The 18,953-nt window shown below is 71.5% G+C and carries 14 protein-coding genes; 10 read left to right on the forward strand and 4 right to left on the reverse strand.

Annotated features, from left to right (window positions below; all coding sequences use genetic code 11):
• Positions 1–59 precede the first annotated feature (59 nt).
• From F3L20_RS11605 to F3L20_RS11630, 6 genes are all read left to right on the forward strand, one after another.
• On the forward strand, positions 60–1,271 hold the full coding sequence (locus F3L20_RS11605; RefSeq protein ID WP_150154165.1) for an alginate lyase family protein: 1,212 nt from the start codon (positions 60–62) through the stop codon (positions 1,269–1,271).
• Between the two features lie 65 nt (positions 1,272–1,336).
• On the forward strand, positions 1,337–2,029 hold the full coding sequence (locus F3L20_RS11610; RefSeq protein WP_150154166.1) for an ABC transporter ATP-binding protein: 693 nt from the start codon (positions 1,337–1,339) through the stop codon (positions 2,027–2,029).
• A gap of 132 nt (positions 2,030–2,161) precedes the next feature.
• Positions 2,162–5,272, forward strand: coding sequence for a sensor histidine kinase (locus F3L20_RS11615; protein WP_240810878.1), 3,111 nt, complete (start codon positions 2,162–2,164; stop codon positions 5,270–5,272).
• Positions 5,269–5,949: a response regulator gene (locus tag F3L20_RS11620; protein WP_150154167.1), complete on the forward strand. Its 681-nt coding sequence runs from the start codon at positions 5,269–5,271 to the stop codon at positions 5,947–5,949. The genes F3L20_RS11615 and F3L20_RS11620 overlap by 4 nt, the downstream gene beginning before the upstream one ends.
• Before the next feature lie 68 nt (positions 5,950–6,017).
• Complete coding sequence (locus tag F3L20_RS11625; RefSeq protein WP_150154168.1) at positions 6,018–6,416, forward strand: OB-fold nucleic acid binding domain-containing protein; 399 nt, start codon at positions 6,018–6,020, stop codon at positions 6,414–6,416.
• 3 nt (positions 6,417–6,419) lie between these two features.
• Entirely contained in the window at positions 6,420–7,196 is a 777-nt protein-coding gene (locus F3L20_RS11630) for a DUF3159 domain-containing protein (protein WP_145828601.1), read from the forward strand.
• A gap of 76 nt (positions 7,197–7,272) precedes the next feature.
• Here the strand turns inward: F3L20_RS11630 and F3L20_RS11635 are convergent, their stop codons facing one another.
• Positions 7,273–7,941, reverse strand: coding sequence for a potassium channel family protein (locus F3L20_RS11635; protein ID WP_024885580.1), 669 nt, complete (start codon positions 7,939–7,941; stop codon positions 7,273–7,275).
• A complete protein-coding gene (locus F3L20_RS11640; protein ID WP_145828602.1) occupies positions 7,941–8,612 on the reverse strand; it encodes a potassium channel family protein in 672 nt (223 codons plus the stop codon). Before F3L20_RS11640 ends, F3L20_RS11635 begins: the two co-directional genes overlap by 1 nt.
• Positions 8,613–9,360: 748 nt before the next feature.
• Here F3L20_RS11640 and F3L20_RS11645 point away from each other — a divergent pair.
• From F3L20_RS11645 to F3L20_RS11665, 4 genes are all read left to right on the forward strand, one after another.
• The gene (locus F3L20_RS11645) at positions 9,361–11,406 is read left to right on the forward strand and encodes an APC family permease (RefSeq protein ID WP_145828603.1); all 2,046 of its coding nucleotides are present in this window, start codon (positions 9,361–9,363) and stop codon (positions 11,404–11,406) included.
• Between the two features lie 69 nt (positions 11,407–11,475).
• Positions 11,476–12,804, forward strand: a complete 1,329-nt coding sequence (locus F3L20_RS11650) for a class I SAM-dependent RNA methyltransferase (protein WP_150154169.1) — start codon at positions 11,476–11,478, stop codon at positions 12,802–12,804.
• Positions 12,805–13,219: 415 nt separating this feature from the next.
• The gene (locus F3L20_RS11660) at positions 13,220–14,053 is read left to right on the forward strand and encodes a YihY/virulence factor BrkB family protein (protein ID WP_150154170.1); all 834 of its coding nucleotides are present in this window, start codon (positions 13,220–13,222) and stop codon (positions 14,051–14,053) included.
• A gap of 292 nt (positions 14,054–14,345) precedes the next feature.
• Positions 14,346–14,729 carry a DUF5994 family protein gene (locus F3L20_RS11665; protein ID WP_431193189.1) on the forward strand — a complete coding sequence of 128 codons (384 nt, stop codon included), beginning with the start codon at positions 14,346–14,348 and terminating at the stop codon, positions 14,727–14,729.
• 661 nt (positions 14,730–15,390) lie between these two features.
• On the opposite strand, the gene F3L20_RS11670 is transcribed toward F3L20_RS11665, so the two are convergent.
• Both F3L20_RS11670 and F3L20_RS11675 read right to left on the reverse strand, forming a co-directional pair.
• A complete protein-coding gene (locus F3L20_RS11670; protein WP_150154171.1) occupies positions 15,391–16,425 on the reverse strand; it encodes a fatty acid desaturase family protein in 1,035 nt (344 codons plus the stop codon).
• Between the two features lie 1,043 nt (positions 16,426–17,468).
• Positions 17,469–18,017 carry a tellurite resistance TerB family protein gene (locus F3L20_RS11675; protein WP_150154172.1) on the reverse strand — a complete coding sequence of 183 codons (549 nt, stop codon included), beginning with the start codon at positions 18,015–18,017 and terminating at the stop codon, positions 17,469–17,471.
• Positions 18,018–18,953 lie beyond the last annotated feature (936 nt).

Below are 18,953 nucleotides of genomic sequence, written 5' to 3' on the forward strand. Positions count from 1 at the left end.
GGTCATCCGGGCGTTCAAAAGGACGCCCTCTGTTCACGTACGAGAACGGATGGCCCCACATGTCCGCTGCACCCCCACGCCACCGCCGCAGAGCTCGTGCCACCCTGTTCGCCCTGCTGACCACCGCGCTGGTCGGCACCCTCGTCCTCCGCCCCGACGCCCCGCCCGCCGACGCCGCCCCCGCCACCTTCGCGCACCCCGGCGTCACCGTCTCCCGGGGCCAGCTGGACTTCGCGCGCGGCAAGGTCCAGGCCGGTGCCCAGCCGTGGAAGAACGCCTACGACCGCATGGCGGCCAGCAAGTACGCCGACCTGAACCGCACGCCCCGGCCCCGCGCGGTCGTGGAGTGCGGCTCGTACTCCAACCCCAACCTCGGCTGCACCGACGAGCGCGAGGACGCGATCGCCGCCTACACCCAGGCGCTCCTGTGGTACGTCACCCGCGACGAACGCCACGCCCAGAAGGCCATCCAGCTCATGGACGCCTGGTCCGCCGTGATCCGCGACCACACCAACAGCAACGCGCCCCTGCAGACCGGCTGGGCCGGCTCCTCCTGGGCCAAGGCCGCCGAGATCGTCAAGCACACCTACACCGGTGGCTGGCCCGGCGCCGGCCGCTTCGCCACCGTGCTCCGCGACGTCTACCTGCCCGAGATCATCAACGGCTCGAACTCCAACGGGAACTGGGAGCTGACGATGATGGAGGCCGCCGTCGGCATCTCCGTCCACCTGGAGGACCGCGCCTCCTACGACAAGGCCATGGCGAAGTTCCGCACCCGCACCGCCGCCTACGTGTACCTGGCCTCCGACGGCGCCCTGCCGAAGACCGTGCCGAGCCAGAACCTCGACACCCGGGACAAGATCGTCAGGTACTGGCAGAACCAGTCCACCTTCGTCACCGGCCTCACCCAGGAGACCTGCCGCGACTTCACGCACACCGGCTACGGCCTCTCCTCGATCTCACACATCGCCGAGACCAGCCGCATCCAGGGCCAGGACCTCTACGGCACCGACGTCGGCGAGCGGCTGCGGCACGCGCTGGGCTTCCAGGCGAAGTACGAGCGGGGCGAGGCGGCCCCCGGCTGGCTGTGCGGAGGCACCCTGCACCGCGGCCTCGGCCCGGTCACCGAGGTCGGCTACAACGCCCTGCACAACCGCCTCGGCCACGCCATGACCAACACCCAGGCGCTGACCGAAAGCACCCGCCCGGCCGGCACCAACAACCTGTTCGTCGCGTGGGAAACCCTCACACATGGGGACAACCCGGCCTGACCCCGTTGATCAGCCGGGCGCCGGGAAGCGATACTGGCGCCCGGTTCACGGGGGAGGGCAGGCACATGGGGCGGACGGTCACCGAGACCATGGTGCGCGTCGAGGACGTGCACAAGTCGTACGGCAGCGGAGCCGCTGCGGTGCACGCGCTGCGGGGCGTCTCCTTCGAGATCCCGCAGGGCGAACTCGTCGCCCTCAAGGGACGCTCCGGATCGGGCAAGACCACGCTGCTGAACATCGTCGGCGGCCTCGACACCCCCGACCGGGGACGAGTCGACGTCGGCGGACGCGACCTCGCCGGCCTCGACGAGAACGGTCTGCTGGCCATGCGCCGCGACCACGTCGGCTTCGTCTTCCAGTCCTTCGGCCTCATCCCCATCCTCAGCGCCGCCGAGAACGTCGGCGTCCCGCTGCGCCTGCGCGGGGCCGACCCGCGCGAGCGCGAGGAGCGCGTCGACCTGCTGCTGTCCCTCGTCGGCCTCGCCGACCACGCCGCCCAGCGGCCCGGCGAACTCTCCGGCGGCCAGCAGCAGCGGGTCGCCATCGCCCGCGCCCTCGCCAACAACCCCTCCCTTCTCATCGCCGACGAGCCCACCGGGCAGCTCGACGCCGAGACCGGGCACGCCGTGATGGAACTGCTGCGCGCGGTCGTCCGCAGCGAGAACGTCACCGCGCTCGTCGCCACCCACGACGCCACGCTGCTCGACCTGGCCGACCGGGTCCTGGAGCTCAGCGACGGCGAGATCGTCGAGCACTGACCGCCCGGCCGGGACCGTCCCCGCGTCAGGGTTGCGTCAAGGACGGTCCGCGCGCCCCCTCCCGCCGCCCGTCCCGCGCGCACGGCGACCTAAGGTCGACTCCGCGACACAGGAGCGGAAGACAATGGGGCCATGGGACGCGGCAAGCTTCGGATCCACCTCGGTGCGGCACCGGGCGTGGGCAAGACCTACGCGATGCTCGCCGAGGCGCACCGGCGTGTCGAGCGGGGCACCGACTGCGTCGTCGCCTTCGTCGAGACCCACGGCAGACCCCGCACCGAGGCGCTGCTGACCGGGCTGGAACGCGTCCCGTACCGGCGACTGGAGCACGGCCGCGCCGTCGTCCCGGAAATGGATCTCGACGCCGTCCTCGCCCGCCGCCCCCGGGTCGCCCTGGTCGACGAGCTCGCCCACACCAACGTCCCCGGCTCGCGCAACGCCAAGCGCTGGCAGGACGTCGAGGAGCTGCTGGCCGCCGGGATCGACGTGCTGTCCACGGTCGACATCCAGCACCTGGAGTCGCTGGGCGACGTCGTGGAGTCCATCACCGGCGTACGGGAGCGGGAGACCGTGCCGGACGAGGTGGTGCGCCGGGCCGACCAGGTCGAACTGGTCGACATGACGCCCGAGGCGCTGCGCCGCCGCATGGCGCACGGCAACATCCACCAGCCCGACCAGGTCGACGCCGCCCTCTCCAACTACTACCGCCCCGGCAACCTCGCCGCGCTGCGCGAACTGGCCCTGCTGTGGGTCGCCGACCGGGTCGACGCCCACCTCCAGCGCTACCGCAGCGAGCACGAGGTCTCGGCGATCTGGGGTTCCCGCGAGCGGATCGTGGTCGGCCTGACCGGCGGCCCCGAGGGCCGCACGCTCATTCGGCGGGCCGCGCGGCTCGCGGAGAAGGGCGCCGGCGGGCAGCTGCTCGCCGTGTACATATCCCGCAGCGACGGGCTCACCTCCGCCTCGCCCGGGGAGCTGGCCGCCCAGCGCACCCTCGTGGAGGACCTCGGCGGCAGCTTCCACCACGTCGTCGGCGACGACATACCCGCCGCCCTGCTGGACTTCGCGCGCGGCGCCAACGCCACCCAGATCGTGCTGGGCTCCTCCCGCCGCAGGGCCTGGCAGTACGTCTTCGGCCCCGGCGTCGGCGCGACGGTCGCGCGGGACTGCGGGCCCGACATGGACGTGCACATCGTCACCCACGAGGAGGTCGCCAAGGGACGCGGACTGCCCGTCGCCCGGGGCGCCCGGCTGGGACGCCTGCGGCTCGCCTGGGGCTGGGCGGTCGGGACGGCCGGGCCCGTGGCCCTGGCGGTGCTGCTGAGCGCCGTCGACCCGGGCCTCGCCATCGACATGCTGCTGTTCCTGGCGGTGACGGTGGCCGCGGCACTGCTCGGCGGACTGTGGCCGGCGCTCGCCTCGGCGGCGGTCGGCTCGCTGCTGCTCAACTTCCTCTACACCCCGCCCCTGCACACCTGGAGCGTCTCCGGCCCGCGGAACATCATCGCCATCGTGATCTTCGTCGCGGTCGGGGCGTCGGTGGCGTCCGTGGTCGACCTCGCGGCCCGGCGCACCCACCAGGCGGCCCGGCTGCGCGCCGAGTCGGAGATCCTGTCCTTCCTCGCGGGCAACGTGCTGCGCGGCGAGACCGGTCTGGAGGACCTGCTGGAGCGGGTCCGCGAGACCTTCGGCATGGAGTCCGCCGCGCTGCTGGAACGCGCGGGCGACGTCGAGCCGTGGACCTGCGCGGGACGGGCCGGCCGGGGACGGCCGGTCGGACGGCCCGAGGACGCGGACGTCGAGGTGCCCGTCGGGGACCACATGGCGCTGGCGCTGACCGGCCGGGTGCCGCCCGCCGAGGACCGCAGGGTGCTGGCCGCGTTCGCCGCGCAGGCCGCCGTGGTCCTGGACCGCCGCCGGCTGCGGGAGGAGGCCGACCGCGCCCTCGCCCTCGCCGAGCGCAACCGCATCCGCACCGCGCTGCTCGCCGCCGTCAGCCACGACCTGCGCACCCCGCTGGCCGGAATCAAGGCGGCCGTCTCCTCGCTGCGCTCCGAGGACGTCGAGTGGTCGGACGAGGACCGGGCCGAGCTGCTCGAAGGCATCGAGGACGGCGCGGACCGGCTGGACCACCTGGTGGGCAACCTGCTGGACATGTCCCGCCTCCACACCGGCACCGTGGCGCCCCTGATGCGCGGGACCGACCTGGACGAGGTGGTGCCGCGCGCGCTCGGCGGGGTGCCGGAGGGAAGCGTCGCCCTGGACGTCCCCGAGGCGCTGCCCATGGTCTCCGCCGACCCCGGACTGCTGGAACGGGCGATGGCCAATGTGATCGAGAACGCCGTGAAGTACAGCCCGCCGGGGGAGAAGGTCCTGGTCGCCGCCAGCGCCCTGGCCGGCCGGGTCGAGGTGCGGGTCGTCGACCGCGGCCCCGGCGTCCCCGACGAGGCCAAGGACAGCATCTTCGAGCCCTTCCAACGGCACGGTGACGCCCCGCGCGGTGCAGGCGTCGGCCTCGGCCTGGCGGTCGCCCGGGGCTTCACGGAGGCGATGGGCGGCACCCTGAACGCGGAGGACACCCCCGGTGGGGGGCTCACCATGACCCTCACCCTGCGCGCGACCGCCACCCGCCCGCCGGCTCCGCCCCCGCCCACCGAACCCGGCAACCGCCCGGCGCCCCCGGCGCCTGCCGCGGCGGCCCGGCCCGCGGGGGCGGGCGGACGGCCCGGCCAGGCGGACGTCACTCCCGAGTCCCCGGGACGTGGCAATTCGCCCGAGTCCCCGGGACGTGGCAATTCGCCCGAGCCCCTGGGACGTGGCAATTCGCCCGGGCCCCCGGGACGTGGCAATCCGCCCGAGCCCCGGGACGCCGGTCCCGGCCGGGCGGGCGACGACTCCGCGCGCGGTCGGACGGCCGGAGATTCCGCGTACGGCCGGGCGACCGGCGGTCCCGTGCGCGGTCGGGTCACCGGCGGCCCCTCGGTGCCGGGCGTCGAGCCCGAACCCGCGGAGGCGGGTACCTCGCCCGCATCGGCGGAGGCGCCGCCCGAGCTCGTGGGAGCGGGTGCCCCACCCGGAACCGGGGCTGCCGGGCTCCTGCCCGGACCCGGGGGCGGCGGGCCCGGCCGGGCGACCGATGACTCCGTGCGGGGCCGGAAGGCCGGAGACCTCGTGTGCGGCCGCGCAGCCGACGGCTCCTTGCGCGGTCGTGCGGACGTGGAGAAGGAAAGGCGGTTCTCATGACCCGTGTGCTGGTGGTCGACGACGACCCGGCCATCGTGCGTGCCCTGGTGATCAACCTCAAGGCACGGTCGTACGAGGTCGACTCCGCCGAGGACGGTGCCGGTGCCCTGCGCGCGGCGACCGCCCGCCACCCGGACGTGGTCGTCCTCGACCTGGGCCTGCCCGACATGGACGGCGTCGAGGTGATCCGGCGCCTGCGCGAGTGGACCCGGGTGCCGGTCCTGGTGCTGTCCGCGCGGCACGCCTCCGCCGAGAAGGTCCAGGCGCTGGACGCCGGCGCCGACGACTACGTCACCAAGCCCTTCGGCATGGACGAGCTGCTGGCCCGGCTGCGGGCCGCCGTACGCCGCGCGGAGCCCGTCGGCGACGGGGGAGACGTGGTCGTGGAGACCGACGCGTTCACCGTCGACCTGGCCGCCAAGAAGGTGCACCGCGACGGCAGGGACGTACGGCTGACGCCCACCGAGTGGCACCTGCTGGAGGTGCTGGTGCGCGGCGGCGGCCGGCTGGTGGCGCAGAAGCAGCTGCTGCGGGAGGTGTGGGGGCCGTCGTACGGGACGGAGACCAACTACCTGCGCGTGTACATGGCCCAGCTGCGCCGCAAACTGGAGGCCGACCCCTCGCGTCCGCGGCACCTCATCACCGAGCCCGGCATGGGGTACCGCTTCGAGAAGTGAGGCCGGGCCGTTCGGACCGGGGAAGCAGGGGGTACGTAACCGTCAGTGCACCCCGGTACGCTTCAGATATGAGTGCTGTTCCTCGGTCCGAGAAGCCGGCAGGCCGGTTCCGGCGCATGCTCGACCGGCTCTCGTCCTCGCAGGAGGACCTGGAGTCGGAGGAGCTGCGCGAGGACGCCGCGACTGCCGGGTGCACGCGGATAGGTGACTGCCAGGACCGGCAGGTCGTTACCGTTACTGGTACCTTGCGCACGGTCACGCAGCGGCCGCGTGCGGGAGTCCCGGCCCTGGAGGCCGAGCTCTTCGACGGTACGGCCGCGCTGGACGTGGTGTGGCTCGGCAGGCGCTCCATCGTGGGGATAGAGCCGGGGCGCAAGCTGATCGCATCGGGCCGGATCGCCATGAGCCGTGGCCGCCGGGTGCTGTTCAACCCGAAATACGAACTGAGACCCCTCGGACGGGAGTAGCCGGTGACGTCACTCGACAAGCCGACAACCGAAGAGACATCCGCGGACACGTCCGCGGACGACGCCCGGGCGGTGACGGAAGCCGCCCTGTTCGAGGCGTTCGGCGGTGTCCGGGGCATGGTCGAGACGGTGCTTCCGGGGCTGCTGTTCGTCAGCATCTACACGGTCAACAAGAACCTGCACATGTCGGCGCTCGCGGCGCTCGGCGTGGCGCTGGCCATGGTCGTGGTCCGGCTGGCCCGCAGGGACACCGTGAAGCACGCGTTCAGCGGCGTCTTCGGCGTCGGCTTCGGTGTGGTCTTCGCGATGATGACCGGCAACGCCAAGGACTTCTACCTGCCGGGCATGCTCTACACGCTGGGCCTGGCCCTGGCGTACATCGTCACGGCGATGGCGGGTGTCCCGCTGATCGGTCTGATGCTGGGCCCGGTCTTCAAGGAGAACCTCTCCTGGCGGACCCGCAACCCCGGCCGCAAGAAGGCGTACACCAAGGCCAGCTGGGCCTGGGGCCTGATCCTGCTCGCCAAGTGCGCGATCCTCTTCCCGCTGTACTGGTGGGCGGACACCACCCAGCTGGGCTGGGTGCTGGTGGCGCTGAAGATCCCGCCGTTCCTGCTCGCCGTGTACCTGACCTGGGTGTTCCTGGCGAAGGCGCCGCCGCCGATCGACGTCTTCGCCGAGATGGAGGCGGAGGAGCGGGCCGAGGAGGAGCGCAAGGCGGCGGCCGCCTCGGGCGAGAGCGAAGGGGCACCGGCCGGCCGGCACCGCCGCGAGTCCTGACCCCGACGACATGAGGGGCGCCCGGAGAGATCCTCTCCGGGCGCCCCTCACTCGTAGGTGCGTACGCGGTGTACGGCTACGCCTGCTTGCGGACCGAGAGCAGGTCCTCCAGCTGCTCCTCCCGGGCCTGCGCGGCGACGAAGAGCAGCTCGTCACCGGCCTCCAGGGAATCCTCGCGGGTCGGGGTCAGCACGCGCGTGCCGCGGATGATGGTGACCAGCGAGGTGTCCTGCGGCCACTCCACGTCCCCGACCTGCGTGCCCGCCAGCGCGGACTCCTCCGGGAGGGTCAGCTCCACCAGGTTGGCGTCGCCGTGGCTGAAGCGCAGCAGCCGGACCAGGTCGCCGACGCTCACCGCCTCCTCCACCAGCGCCGACATCAGACGCGGAGTGGACACGGCGACGTCCACGCCCCAGGACTCGTTGAACAGCCACTCGTTCTTCGGGTTGTTCACCCGGGCGACGACACGCGGTACGCCGTACTCGGTCTTGGCGAGCAGCGAGACGACCAGGTTGACCTTGTCGTCGCCGGTCGCGGCGATGACGACGTTGCAGCGCTGGAGTGCCGCCTCGTCCAGGGACGTGATCTCGCAGGCGTCGGCCAGCAGCCACTCCGCCTGCGGCACCCGCTCCACCGAGATGGCGGTCGGCGCCTTGTCGATCAGCAGGACCTCGTGGCCGTTCTCCAGCAGCTCGCCCGCGATCGAGCGGCCCACGGCGCCGGCTCCGGCGATGGCGACCCTCATCAGCGACCGCCCTCCTCGTCGGGTCCCTTGGCGAAGACCGCCTCGACCCGGTCGATCTCGTCCGTACGCATCATCACGTGCACCAGGTCCCCCTCCTGCAACACCGTCTGCGAACTGGGGAGGATGGCCTCGCCGAGCCGGGTCAGGAACGCGACCCGCACGCCCGTCTCGTCCTGGAGCCGGGAGATGCGGTGTCCCACCCACTCCGTGGAGGTGTGCACCTCGGCGAGCTGGACCCCGCCCGTGGGGTCGCGCCACAGGGGTTCGGCGCCCGAGGGGAGCAGCCGTCGCAGCATCTGGTCGGCCGTCCAGCGGACGGTGGCGACGGTGGGAATGCCCAGGCGCTGGTAGACCTCCGCGCGGCGGGGGTCGTAGATGCGGGCGGCGACGTTCTCGATGCCGAACATCTCGCGGGCCACGCGGGCGGCGATGATGTTCGAGTTGTCGCCGCTGGACACGGCGGCGAAGGCGCCCGCGTCCTCGATGCCCGCCTCGCGCAGGGTGTCCTGGTCGAAGCCGACGCCGGTGACCCGGCGGCCGCCGAACGAGGAGCCCAGCCGGCGGAACGCGGTGGGGTCCCGGTCGATCACGGCGATGGTGTGCCCCTGCTCCTCCAGGGCCTGGGCCAAGGCGGAGCCCACCCTTCCGCAGCCCATGATGACAATATGCATCGCGTCACACCGCGCTTCCTGCAGGCCTTCGGACCTTCATGACCTTCGTGCTCATGTCTCTCTTTCGGCTCGCCAGGCAACACGTCGCGGCCTGCGTGCGGGCCGCCAGGCAACATCATGCCGGGGTCCGTGAACCCTGACGCCCCTCGGGGGCGCCCTGTCCGCCGTAACCGACGGTACGCGGGGTCGCCGTCACCGGCGGTAGGGCGTGCGCGGGCGTGGCGTCACCGTGGGGGCCGCTCCGCGGCGGGGGCGGTTCGATTCCGTCCGCGGCGCGGTGGGGGCTTGGCGCGCAGTTCCCCGCGCCCCTGAGGGTGCTGCGGTGAACGCGCCCGGAAGGGGCGCGGGGAACCACGCGTCGACCCACGACGACCCGCACCCGGACGCGCACGAACCGCCACGGCGCCCCGCGCGGGCGCCCGCCCGGGGCGCGGGCAGCCGGGTGCCGCAGGCGCCCGACACCTACCGGCGCGTGATGCTGCGCACGCTCGCCACCGCGAGGATCCCGAGGACGACGAGTCCGGCCGCCGCGCCGATCAGTTCTGCGGTCGTGTGCATGGGACCCTCCACGAGGCGTGGCGACAACGGCCGGACATGTGGTCGTACAGGCATGGGACTCCCCCGGCCTGCCCGGTCCGCAGCCCACCGCCCGCACTTTTCACCCGGAGGGCAGCGGCCGTATGGATGCCGTATGGATCTGGGGTGGCGCGTGCGTCACTTCCCGGCGGACGCCTTACGATCCACACTTGTGTCCAAACTGACCGACGTGCCCAAACGCATCCTCATCGGGCGCGCACTGCGCAGCGACCGGCTGGGGGAGACCCTCCTGCCGAAGCGCGTCGCACTCCCCGTGTTCGCGTCCGACCCGCTGTCCTCCGTGGCGTACGCGCCGGGGGAGGTGCTGCTGGTCCTGTCCATCGCGGGCCTGTCGGCGTACCACTTCAGCCCCTGGATCGCGGTCGCGGTCGTCGTGCTGATGTTCACCGTGGTCGCCTCCTACCGGCAGAACGTGCACGCCTACCCCAGCGGCGGCGGCGACTACGAGGTGGCCACCACCAACCTCGGCCCGAAGGCCGGCCTGACCGTCGCGAGCGCCCTGCTCGTCGACTACGTGCTCACCGTCGCCGTGTCGATCTCCTCCGGCATCGAGAACCTCGGCTCCGCCGTGCCCTTCGTCGTCGAGAACAAGGTGCCCTGCGCGATCGGCGTGATCGTGCTGCTGACGGTGATGAACCTGCGCGGGGTCCGGGAGTCGGGCACACTCTTCGCGATCCCCACGTACGTCTTCGTCGCGGGCGTCTTCCTGATGATCGCGTGGGGCGCCTTCCGCGGGGTGGTGCTCGGCGACGACATGCGGGCACCGACCGCCGACTTCGAGATCAAACCCGAGCACCCCGGCCTCGCCGGCTTCGCCCTCGTCTTCCTGCTGCTGCGCGCCTTCTCCTCCGGCTGCGCCGCCCTCACCGGCGTCGAGGCGATCTCCAACGGCGTGCCCGGCTTCCGCAAGCCCAAGTCGCGCAACGCGGCGACCACCCTCGCCCTGATGGGCCTGCTCGCCGTCACGATGTTCTGCGGCATCATCGCGCTGGCCTCCGCCACCGACGTGCGGATGGCCGAGAACCCGGGCAAGGACCTGGTCCACAACGGTGTCCCGCTCGGCCCCGGCTACGTCCAGGACCCGGTGATCTCGCAGGTCGCCGAGGCCGTTTTCGGCAGCGGCACCTTCCTGTTCGTCGTCCTCGCCGGCGCCACCGCCCTGGTGCTGTTCCTCGCCGCGAACACCGCCTACAACGGCTTCCCGCTGCTCGGCTCGATCCTCGCCCAGGACCGCTACCTGCCCCGCCAGCTGCACACCCGCGGCGACCGCCTCGCCTTCTCCAACGGCATCCTGCTGCTCGCCGGCGCCGCCGGACTGCTGGTGTGGGTCTACGGCGCCGACTCCACCCGGCTGATCCAGCTGTACATCGTCGGTGTGTTCGTGTCCTTCACCCTCAGCCAGACCGGCATGGTGCGGCACTGGAACCGCCTGCTGGCCACCGAGAAGGACCAGGCCAAACGCCGGCACATGATCCGCTCCCGGGCCATCAACGCCTTCGGCGCCTTCTTCACCGGCCTGGTCCTGGTCGTCGTCCTGCTCACCAAGTTCACCCACGGCGCCTGGGTCGCGCTGCTCGGGATGTGCATCTTCTACGCGACCATGACCGCGATCCGCCGCCACTACGACCGGGTCGCCGAGGAGATCGCCGCCCCCGAGACACCGGGCGAGGACACCGCACGTCCGTCCCGGGTCCACTCCGTGGTGCTGATCTCCAAGGTCCACCGCCCCACACTGCGCGCCCTCGCCTACGCCAAGCTGCTGCGTTCCGACACCCTTGAGGCGCTCAGCGTCAACGTGGACGCCGAGGAGACCCGGGCGCTGCGCGAGGAGTGGGAGCGGCGCGGCATCGACGTCCCCCTGAAGGTGCTCGACTCGCCGTACCGGGAGGTCACCCGTCCGGTCATCGAGTACGTCAAGAGCCTGCGCGCGCAGTCGCCGCGCGACGTGGTGTCCGTGATCATCCCCGAGTACGTGGTCGGCCACTGGTACGAGCACTTCCTGCACAACCAGAGCGCGCTGCGGCTGAAGGGCCGGCTGCTGTTCACGCCCGGTGTGATGGTCACCTCGGTGCCCTACCAGCTGGAGTCCTCCGAGGCCGCGAAACTGCGGGCGCGCAGAAGGCAGAACTGGTCCGCGCCCGGCTCGGTGCGCCGGGGACCGGCGGAGCGGACGAAGGACACCTCCCCGCGCACGTAGACTGGTGGGCTGTTGTCCCGGGCCGCAGGGCCCGGCCGCCCGTACCCGATGTTGTGGAGTCACCCCGCCATGCAGGCAGAACCGAAGAAGTCACTGGTGGGGGAGGAGTACGAGGTCGAGATCGGCCCCGTCGCCCACGGCGGCCACTGCATCGCCCGTACGTCGGAGGGCCAGGTCCTCTTCGTCCGGCACGCTCTGCCCGGCGAGCGGGTCGTCGCCCGGGTCACCGAGGGCGAGGAGGGCGCGCGGTTCCTGCGCGCGGACGCGGTGACGGTGCTGGACGCCTCCAAGGACCGCATCGACGCCCCCTGCCCGTTCGCCGGTCCCGGCCGCTGCGGCGGCTGCGACTGGCAGCACGCCAAGCCCGGCGCCCAGCGGCGTCTCAAGGGTGAGGTCGTCGCCGAGCAGCTCCAGCGGCTTGCCGGGCTCACGCCCGAGGAGGCCGGCTGGGACGGCACGGTGATGCCCGCCGAGGGCGACAAGGTCCCGGCCGGCCAGGTCCCGTCGTGGCGCACGCGCGTGCAGTACGCGGTCACCGCCGACGGCCGCGCGGGTCTGCGCCGGCACCGCTCGCACGAGGTCGAGCCGATCGACCACTGCATGATCGCCGCGGAGGGCGTCAGCGAGCTGGGCATCGAGAAGCGGGACTGGACCGGCATGGACTCGGTCGAGGCGATCGCCGCGACCGGTTCCCAGGACCGCCAGGTCGTCCTGACCCCCAAGCCCGGCGCCCGCCTCCCGCTGGTCGAACTGGACCGCCCCGTCTCGGTGCTGCGCATCGACGAGCGCAACGGCCAGGTGCACCGCGTGCACGGCCGCCCCTTCGTCCGCGAGCGCGCCGACGGCCGCACCCACCGGGTCGGCAACGGCGGCTTCTGGCAGGTCCACCCGAAGGCCGCCGACACCCTGGTCACCGCGGTCATGCAGGGCCTGCTGCCCCGCAAGGGCGACATGGCGCTCGACCTGTACTGCGGCGTCGGCCTGTTCGCCGGCGCGCTGGCCGACCGGGTCGGCGAGCAGGGCGCCGTCCTCGGCGTCGAGTCGGGCAAGCGCGCGGTGGAGGACGCCCGGCACAACCTCGCGGAGTTCCCGCGCGTGCGCATCGAACAGGGCAAGGTCGAGTCGGTCCTGCCCCGCACGGGCATCACCGAGGTCGACCTCGTCGTCCTCGACCCGCCCCGCGCGGGCGCCGGCCGCAAGACGGTCGAGCACCTGACGTCCCTGGGCGCCCGCCGCATCGCCTACGTGGCCTGCGACCCGGCCGCCCTCGCCCGCGACCTGGCGTACTTCCGGGACGGCGGGTACAAGGTGCGGACGCTGCGCGTCTTCGACCTGTTCCCGATGACGCATCACGTGGAGTGCGTGGCCATTCTGGAGCCTGCTGCCAAGGGCGCCTGACCTGCGACTCAGCGGTGGCGCCGGGGTCTCGACCTGTTCCGCGATGTCCAGCAGGTCGAGGTCATCGCATCCCCACTCACCTGCGGGTTCGTGCTGGAGTGACTGGTAGGAGCGGCCGCGTGACGCCTGGACGCCGGGCTCTTGACGCCGACCCGCTCCGACAGTGCGTGCCAAAGATGCGGCTTCTCGTGCCGTCTGAGCCCCGAACGATCCCCGGACGCAAGAGCCGGATCCGGGTCCGTGACGAACTCGGTGAGCAGACCCACTCACGATCACGGTCGACCACGTCCTCGCACTTGGCGAGCACGCTCTCGTGGACCGGCACGCCCCATCAGCCCGGAACAGCCTGTCGGCGAACGTCGTGTCGCGCGCCGCCCTCACCTGCCGAAGACGTCGGCCGTGGTAATCGACAGACATGCCTGAAAAGCCCTCCGAGGCCGCGGACCGTTCCTTTCCGTTCGGGCGGCTGCGCCGCGCCGTCAGTCGTTCGCCGGTCGGGCGTGGCTGGCGGCGGAGTGTGCAGTTGGAACTGGGGTCGCGTGCGCTGGGCTTCTCGGCGCTGGGGTTGCTCACGCTGGTGCCTTTGCTGATCATCGTCTCCTCCGCCGATCCCGAGCACGGGCGAGGGTTCGCACAGTGGCTGGGGGAGGGACTCGGCGTGTCGACGGCCGCCAGGGAGCAGGTCGAGATGTTGTTCGCCCGGCCCGGCCAGGCGCTGCGGAGCACGACCGTGTTCGGTATCGCCGCCCTCGCCCTGTTCGGCCTGGCCTTCGGGGCGGCCGTGCAGACCGGCTACGAGAAGGTCTGGGACCTGCCGCCGGCCCGCTGGTGGGCCAGGTGGCGGCATGTGGTCTGGCTCGGCGTCCTCACCGGCTACCTCTTCGCCTCGGCCACCACCACGCTACGGCCGCAACCGCTGGCAGGCGGGGCTGTCGCGTCGCTGAGCGCCGTCCTGTTCCTCTGGTGGTCCCAGCACCTGCTGCTCGGCGGGCGGATCCGCTGGCGCGCCCTCCTGCCGGGCGCCGTGGCCACGGTGATCGGGCTGCTCGGTCTGCGAGTCTTCTCCGCCGTCGTCTTCTCGCCGCTGATCGCATCCAACGCCGTCGCCTACGGACCCGTCGGAACCGTCCTGGTCGTCGAGTCCTGGCTGCTCGGCGTGGGAGTCGTGATCTTCGGCGGCGCGCTGGTCGGCCGATTGTCGTACGAGGAACTTCCCCGCTTGACTCGCACAAGGAAACGACGCGGGTGAGGACGGCCCGGCAGGCGCTCACCTCGCCCGGAGGCAGGCGACCGGGACTTGGCCGGGCCCGAGGCCGGTACGCCGCCCCGCTTCGGGGAAATCGGACGACCCCGGACGGCCGGGGGGAGCGCCGCCGTCCGTGTCCCCGGGCGGTCCGCGGACGCGCCGTCCGCTCGGGTGGTTCGAGGAGGACGGTGAGGAGTACCGAGAATTCTTAGGGCACCAACTTCCGTACCTGTGTCGTTTTCGGCGATCGAATACGCCGGGCCGGTCGCGACCGGCCCGGGGCAGGGTCCGCGTCATGACTGTGACCATCTCCCGCCCGACGACATCCGCAGGCCGGTCGGCTCCCTCCCTCCCACGCCTCGTCCTCGCCCCGGCCGGCTCCGCGCCGGCACTGCTGGACGGCGCCTGGTGGCCGCGCTCGCGTGACCTCCGCGCCGAACTGCCCGCACTGGCCGCCGTCCTCGATCCGCTGCGGGGACGGATCATCCGGATCACGGTGAACCCCGACAGGTGGCCGGTTGTCCCGCGCAAGGTTCCCGTCGCCGGGCACGTGGTGAAGGTGGACCGGTTCCGGGCCGAGCAGGACCCGCACGAGCTGCTGCTTCTCTCGTACCACCTGGGTCGCTGGAACCTCCTGGTCGTCCCCCGGCTACGGATCCCGCAAGGGCCGCGTGGCTGACGGCCGCCGCGAGCGACCCCCGGCGCGGCGATTCCGCGAGCCGGCTGATGGCGGCCGCGCACTCTCGGCTCCGGTGGCTCGCGCACCGGGCCGGTCGGTCGTCGCTGTGCCGCTGGGTCAGTGAACGACGGTGTCGAGGCCGTGGACGTCCACGGCCGCGCGCTCTGGGCGGTGACAGCCGCGGGGGTTCCTCGTCCACCGGATCGACTCCCGGTACATCCACCGGATCGATTCGCGGTACGGGGCGGGCGGTCGGGCCGTCGGGACGGTCGACGGCACCCGGGCTCGGACCTGGGCCCACCTGTCCGGCCGTGACGGCGGCGGCCGGTTTCCGTCTGCCGCGCGGCGTCTTCGAACGGATTCTCAGAACGAGGAGCCATGTCCCCCCAACCACCGGACGTCCCCCGCACAGCGGGCTCAACCTCTTCCTGGAGATGGCGCAATTCGTCGGGCGTTCGGGAGCACGTGTGCGCCTGCACAGGCCTCCCACGGTCCCTGATGCGTGTCACCGAGATCACCGGCACCGGGTTCCTGCTGCATTGCGTCCGCCCCGGCCCGGGACCGGCGCCCGGCGTCCCGGTCACCCGGGAGAGGGTGCTGTGAGCCGACCGTCCTATGACGGGCAGGGGGACCGGTGCGCCCCGCCCGCGGGCGATAGCAACTAGGCGGGGACGCGCTTGTTCCGCAGGGGTGCTCCGGCCTGATGGAGGCTGGTGAGTGCCTGTCGGTAGGAGGCGATCAGTCCGGTCTCCAGGTAGTCCACGCCCAGGTCCTCGCAGTAGCGCCGGACGAGGGGCCGTGCCTTGCGCAGGTTGGGGCTGGGCATGCTGGGGAAGAGGTGGTGTTCGATCTGGTGGTTCAGGCCCCCGAGGGCGATGTCGGTGAACCAGCCGCCGTTCACGTTGCGTGAGGTGAGCACTTGGCGGCGGAGGAAGTCCGGGCGGTCGTCGCCTTTCAGGATCGGCATGCCCTTGTGGTTGGGGGCGAAGAGGGAGCCGAGGTAGAGGCCGAACAGGCCCTGGTGGACGGCGAGGAAGGCGATGGCCATGCCGGGCGGCAGGACCCAGAACAGGGCGGTCAGGTACGCCGCGCAGTGCACGGACAGCAGAACGCCGTCGAGGGCCCGGTGCCTGAGCGAGCGGTTGGCGACCGCCCTTCCGCTCGACACGTGCAGGTTGAGGCCCTCCAGTGTGAGGAGGGGGAAGAACAGGAACGCCTGCCAGCGGCCGACGAGGCGGGGGAGTCCGGTGGCGGCGCGGGCCTGGTCCTGGGACCAGACCAGCAGGTCGGGGGCGACGTCGAGGTCCTCGTTGTTGGGGTTGGCGTGGTGACGAGTGTGCTTGTCCTGCCACCAGCCGTACCCCATCCCGATGCCCGCTCCGGCGATCCGTCCGGACACCTCGCTGGCCCTGCGCCGGCGGAACACCTGGCGGTGGGCCACGTCATGGGCGACCAGGGCCACTTGTCCGAAGACGACGGCCAGGAAGGCGGCGACCGCCAGCGTCCACCATGAGCGGCCGACGAGTGCGAAGGCGATCCATCCGGTGGCGTAGAGGCCGGCCACCGCGGTGATCCGGAGCGTGTAGTAGCCGGGGCGGCGTTCCAGCAGTCCGGCATCCGCGATTTTTCTCGACAGCCGGGCGAAGTCGCTGCCGGAACTCTCGGAACGCGGAGTGCGGACGGTGATGCTTGTCATGATTGGGGTAACTCTCTGCTAGCCGTGCAGGCGGCTCCGGGCCGCCGCCCAGTTGGTTCTGGTGGCGGTCGCGGACGCTGACCGGAGAGGTGCCGCCTGCAGCGTCGGCCTGTCGTGACGCTGCGCCGCGAGGTCGGCCGGGTTCCCAGCCGGGCAGGTCTTACTCAGTCGGGGGCGGTCCTTCCGCGACATTCCCGTGCATGCAGGTGACGGAGCGTCGGATGCCGGTTCAGCTGCCCACCTTCGGCGCCGGATCGTTGGCCGTCCACCGCCGAAAGGGGGCTGCTCACTCCGGGCGATGTCGTCTTCGAACCCCGTGACGCTCGTTTGACGCTCCGGGCGCCTCGGGGTAGCTGCGATGAGCCGTGAAACCGCCTATGACCTGCTGTTTTTCGGGCCTTGTCCGGACCGACACCTTTCCTATGACGCATCATGTGGAGTGTGTCGCCATCCTCGAACCGGCCGCGAAGGGCTCCTGACCTGCGGTCTTGTGCGTGCGCATTAGGTGCGGTGTGGGCGTTACGGGCGATATCTTGACGCTGAAATGACGCTCGTTCTGACGGGATGTCGCCTGACTGATCGTGTAGGCCGTGCCAGTTGGAGGGCGGGTTCCCGCGGGCTGTCCTTGCAGGAAGTCGAAGGCATTGAGCCGAGTTCCTGCATGCCGTAGTTCGGCGGGCCGGACGTTGGCGGAGCGGGCGCTCAAGAGGTCGGTCCGTAAGGGCTCCGGTGCCCGAGGAAGTGCCTTAGGCCGTCGACTAGCGGTTCGGGGACCTCGCGCAACCGGGGTGGTGAGCTCAGCAGGTCGAGGTGCTCGACGGTGGTCGCTGCCCGGCTGATCCTGTCGACGGGCCGCTCACCTGCGGCTGGGCAGCGTGCATGGCGTGCGTCATCGATGCGCCACGTGACGCATGTCAGCGTGCGCGGCCGTGTGCAGGTGTTTCGCCGCAGCCCGCTTTTGGTCACCGGACGGCGTGCCGACGGTCTCCGGCTCTTCCGATGTGGCCCTGCGTCAGCCGCCTGGCATCTGGGTCGCGGGCGGATCAGAGCTGGAACTCGGCGGCGGACACTCCCAGCACCGCGCAGGCGTCCCGGATGATCATCTGCTCGGCCGGGGAGAAGTCGCCGTCGGCCCCGGCGATGACGATGCCGGTCTGGATCACCGCCCTTGCCTCGGTCGGCTTTTTGGCGGTCTTGGCGATGTCCTGCATCGCCTCGGTCTTGCCCTGCTGGAAGTTGTGAGTCAGCTGGTCCACATGCTTGTTGAAGCGCTGGCGCAACTGCTCCGCCGGAAAATTCTGCAGCACTTCATTGCTGAGGATCATCGATTCGACGTGCTGCCGCTCGGCCGGGTCCACGCGCCCGTCCGCAGCCGTGACCAGTGCGCACATCGCCATGCTCGCGTCGCGGTACGCACCGCTCTTCAGCTCGGTCCTGAGGGACCCGAGCTGCGTCTTCAGCGCGCTCACCAGCTGGGCGCGCGAGCCACCGCCGGATCCCACGCCGCGGCTCGTTCCGTGGGTTGCACCGCGCCCGCGCTGGGCCTGCTGCAGAGTTTGGGCCTGGTCCTTGAGTCGGTCCCACAGAGCCATTGGCGTCACCCTCGGTATTCCTCTGAGCCATCGGTCGCGATCAGCTCGCGCGTTCACCGGACCAACGGCTGCCGCCAGGTAAAGGTTCCGGAAACTCCGCGGCCCGCCCGCCTTCGCCCTTCCCTCGTGGCGTAGCGGTGAAGACGGCGGAGAACTCGCCCATCCCCGCGTCGGTGGTGCCACCGAGCGAGAGGGGCAGTCGCCGTCTTCCCGCCGACCGGGGTCGTCGACGTCGGCCTCGATGCTGTCAGAAGGTGTGCGGCCAGGCCTCCGGTGCAGGCGCCGCCGCGTGGTGCCGGTAGGAGACCCCGGCCTGTGGCGGTCACCCCCCGGCGATGACCACCCGTCTCGGTTCGAGGCCGACACCTCACTCCCGCACACGCGAAAATCTATGGTGACCGGAGTAGACATTAGGCGGTGGTGTGCTTATGGTTTCTGTCGTAGCCGAGATCGAGAAGGGCCCGGCAGAGATGAACTGCCGGGCAGCGACAGCCGCAGTCGCAGTTCGCAGGACGGTTCGGTGACGGAGTTTCGAAGCCTGTGTTGTTGCAGGACGGCGACGGGACTGGTGACCGGACCGGGTGGCCCGCAGTGATCAGGGGCCGCCGTGAGCGGTACCGCAGCAGAGCGGTACCCGCAGAAGTGGCGCTGTGAGAGGCCACCAGCAGTACGCAACACCAGCAGTACAAGCAGTTCGCAGTTCCGGTTCGGTAAGTGATTGATCCAGAGGGAAGAACGGAGGGGCCGAGCACCATCAAGGATCGCCCGGGCTGATGTCTTGTGCCCGGGTACCGCAGGACATCGATAGTGAGGTGGTCTCCGGTCACGCAACCGCGATCCCCGCACCCCGGACAGCATCCAGGTCTGGCATGCGGACACAGAAGGCCGGCGCAGCACAAGGGCCGGCAGGTGGTGTAGTAGTTCCTTCGGGGCCTT

The sequence above is a fragment of the Streptomyces tendae genome, from assembly GCF_008632955.1.
Lineage (GTDB): Bacteria > Actinomycetota > Actinomycetes > Streptomycetales > Streptomycetaceae > Streptomyces.

Coding starts and splice junctions, on each gene's coding strand:
- F3L20_RS11605 (WP_150154165.1), top strand. CDS start 60: ATGTCCGCTGCACCCCCACGCCACCGCCGCAGAGCTCGTGCCACCCTG.
- F3L20_RS11610 (WP_150154166.1), top strand. CDS start 1,337: ATGGGGCGGACGGTCACCGAGACCATGGTGCGCGTCGAGGACGTGCAC.
- F3L20_RS11615 (WP_240810878.1), top strand. CDS start 2,162: ATGGGACGCGGCAAGCTTCGGATCCACCTCGGTGCGGCACCGGGCGTG.
- F3L20_RS11620 (WP_150154167.1), top strand. CDS start 5,269: ATGACCCGTGTGCTGGTGGTCGACGACGACCCGGCCATCGTGCGTGCC.
- F3L20_RS11625 (WP_150154168.1), top strand. CDS start 6,018: ATGAGTGCTGTTCCTCGGTCCGAGAAGCCGGCAGGCCGGTTCCGGCGC.
- F3L20_RS11635 (WP_024885580.1), bottom strand. CDS start 7,941: ATGAGGGTCGCCATCGCCGGAGCCGGCGCCGTGGGCCGCTCGATCGCG.
- F3L20_RS11640 (WP_145828602.1), bottom strand. CDS start 8,612: ATGCATATTGTCATCATGGGCTGCGGAAGGGTGGGCTCCGCCTTGGCC.
- F3L20_RS11650 (WP_150154169.1), top strand. CDS start 11,476: ATGCAGGCAGAACCGAAGAAGTCACTGGTGGGGGAGGAGTACGAGGTC.
- F3L20_RS11660 (WP_150154170.1), top strand. CDS start 13,220: ATGCCTGAAAAGCCCTCCGAGGCCGCGGACCGTTCCTTTCCGTTCGGG.
- F3L20_RS11665 (WP_431193189.1), top strand. CDS start 14,346: ATGACTGTGACCATCTCCCGCCCGACGACATCCGCAGGCCGGTCGGCT.
- F3L20_RS11670 (WP_150154171.1), bottom strand. CDS start 16,425: ATGACAAGCATCACCGTCCGCACTCCGCGTTCCGAGAGTTCCGGCAGC.
- F3L20_RS11675 (WP_150154172.1), bottom strand. CDS start 18,017: ATGGCTCTGTGGGACCGACTCAAGGACCAGGCCCAAACTCTGCAGCAG.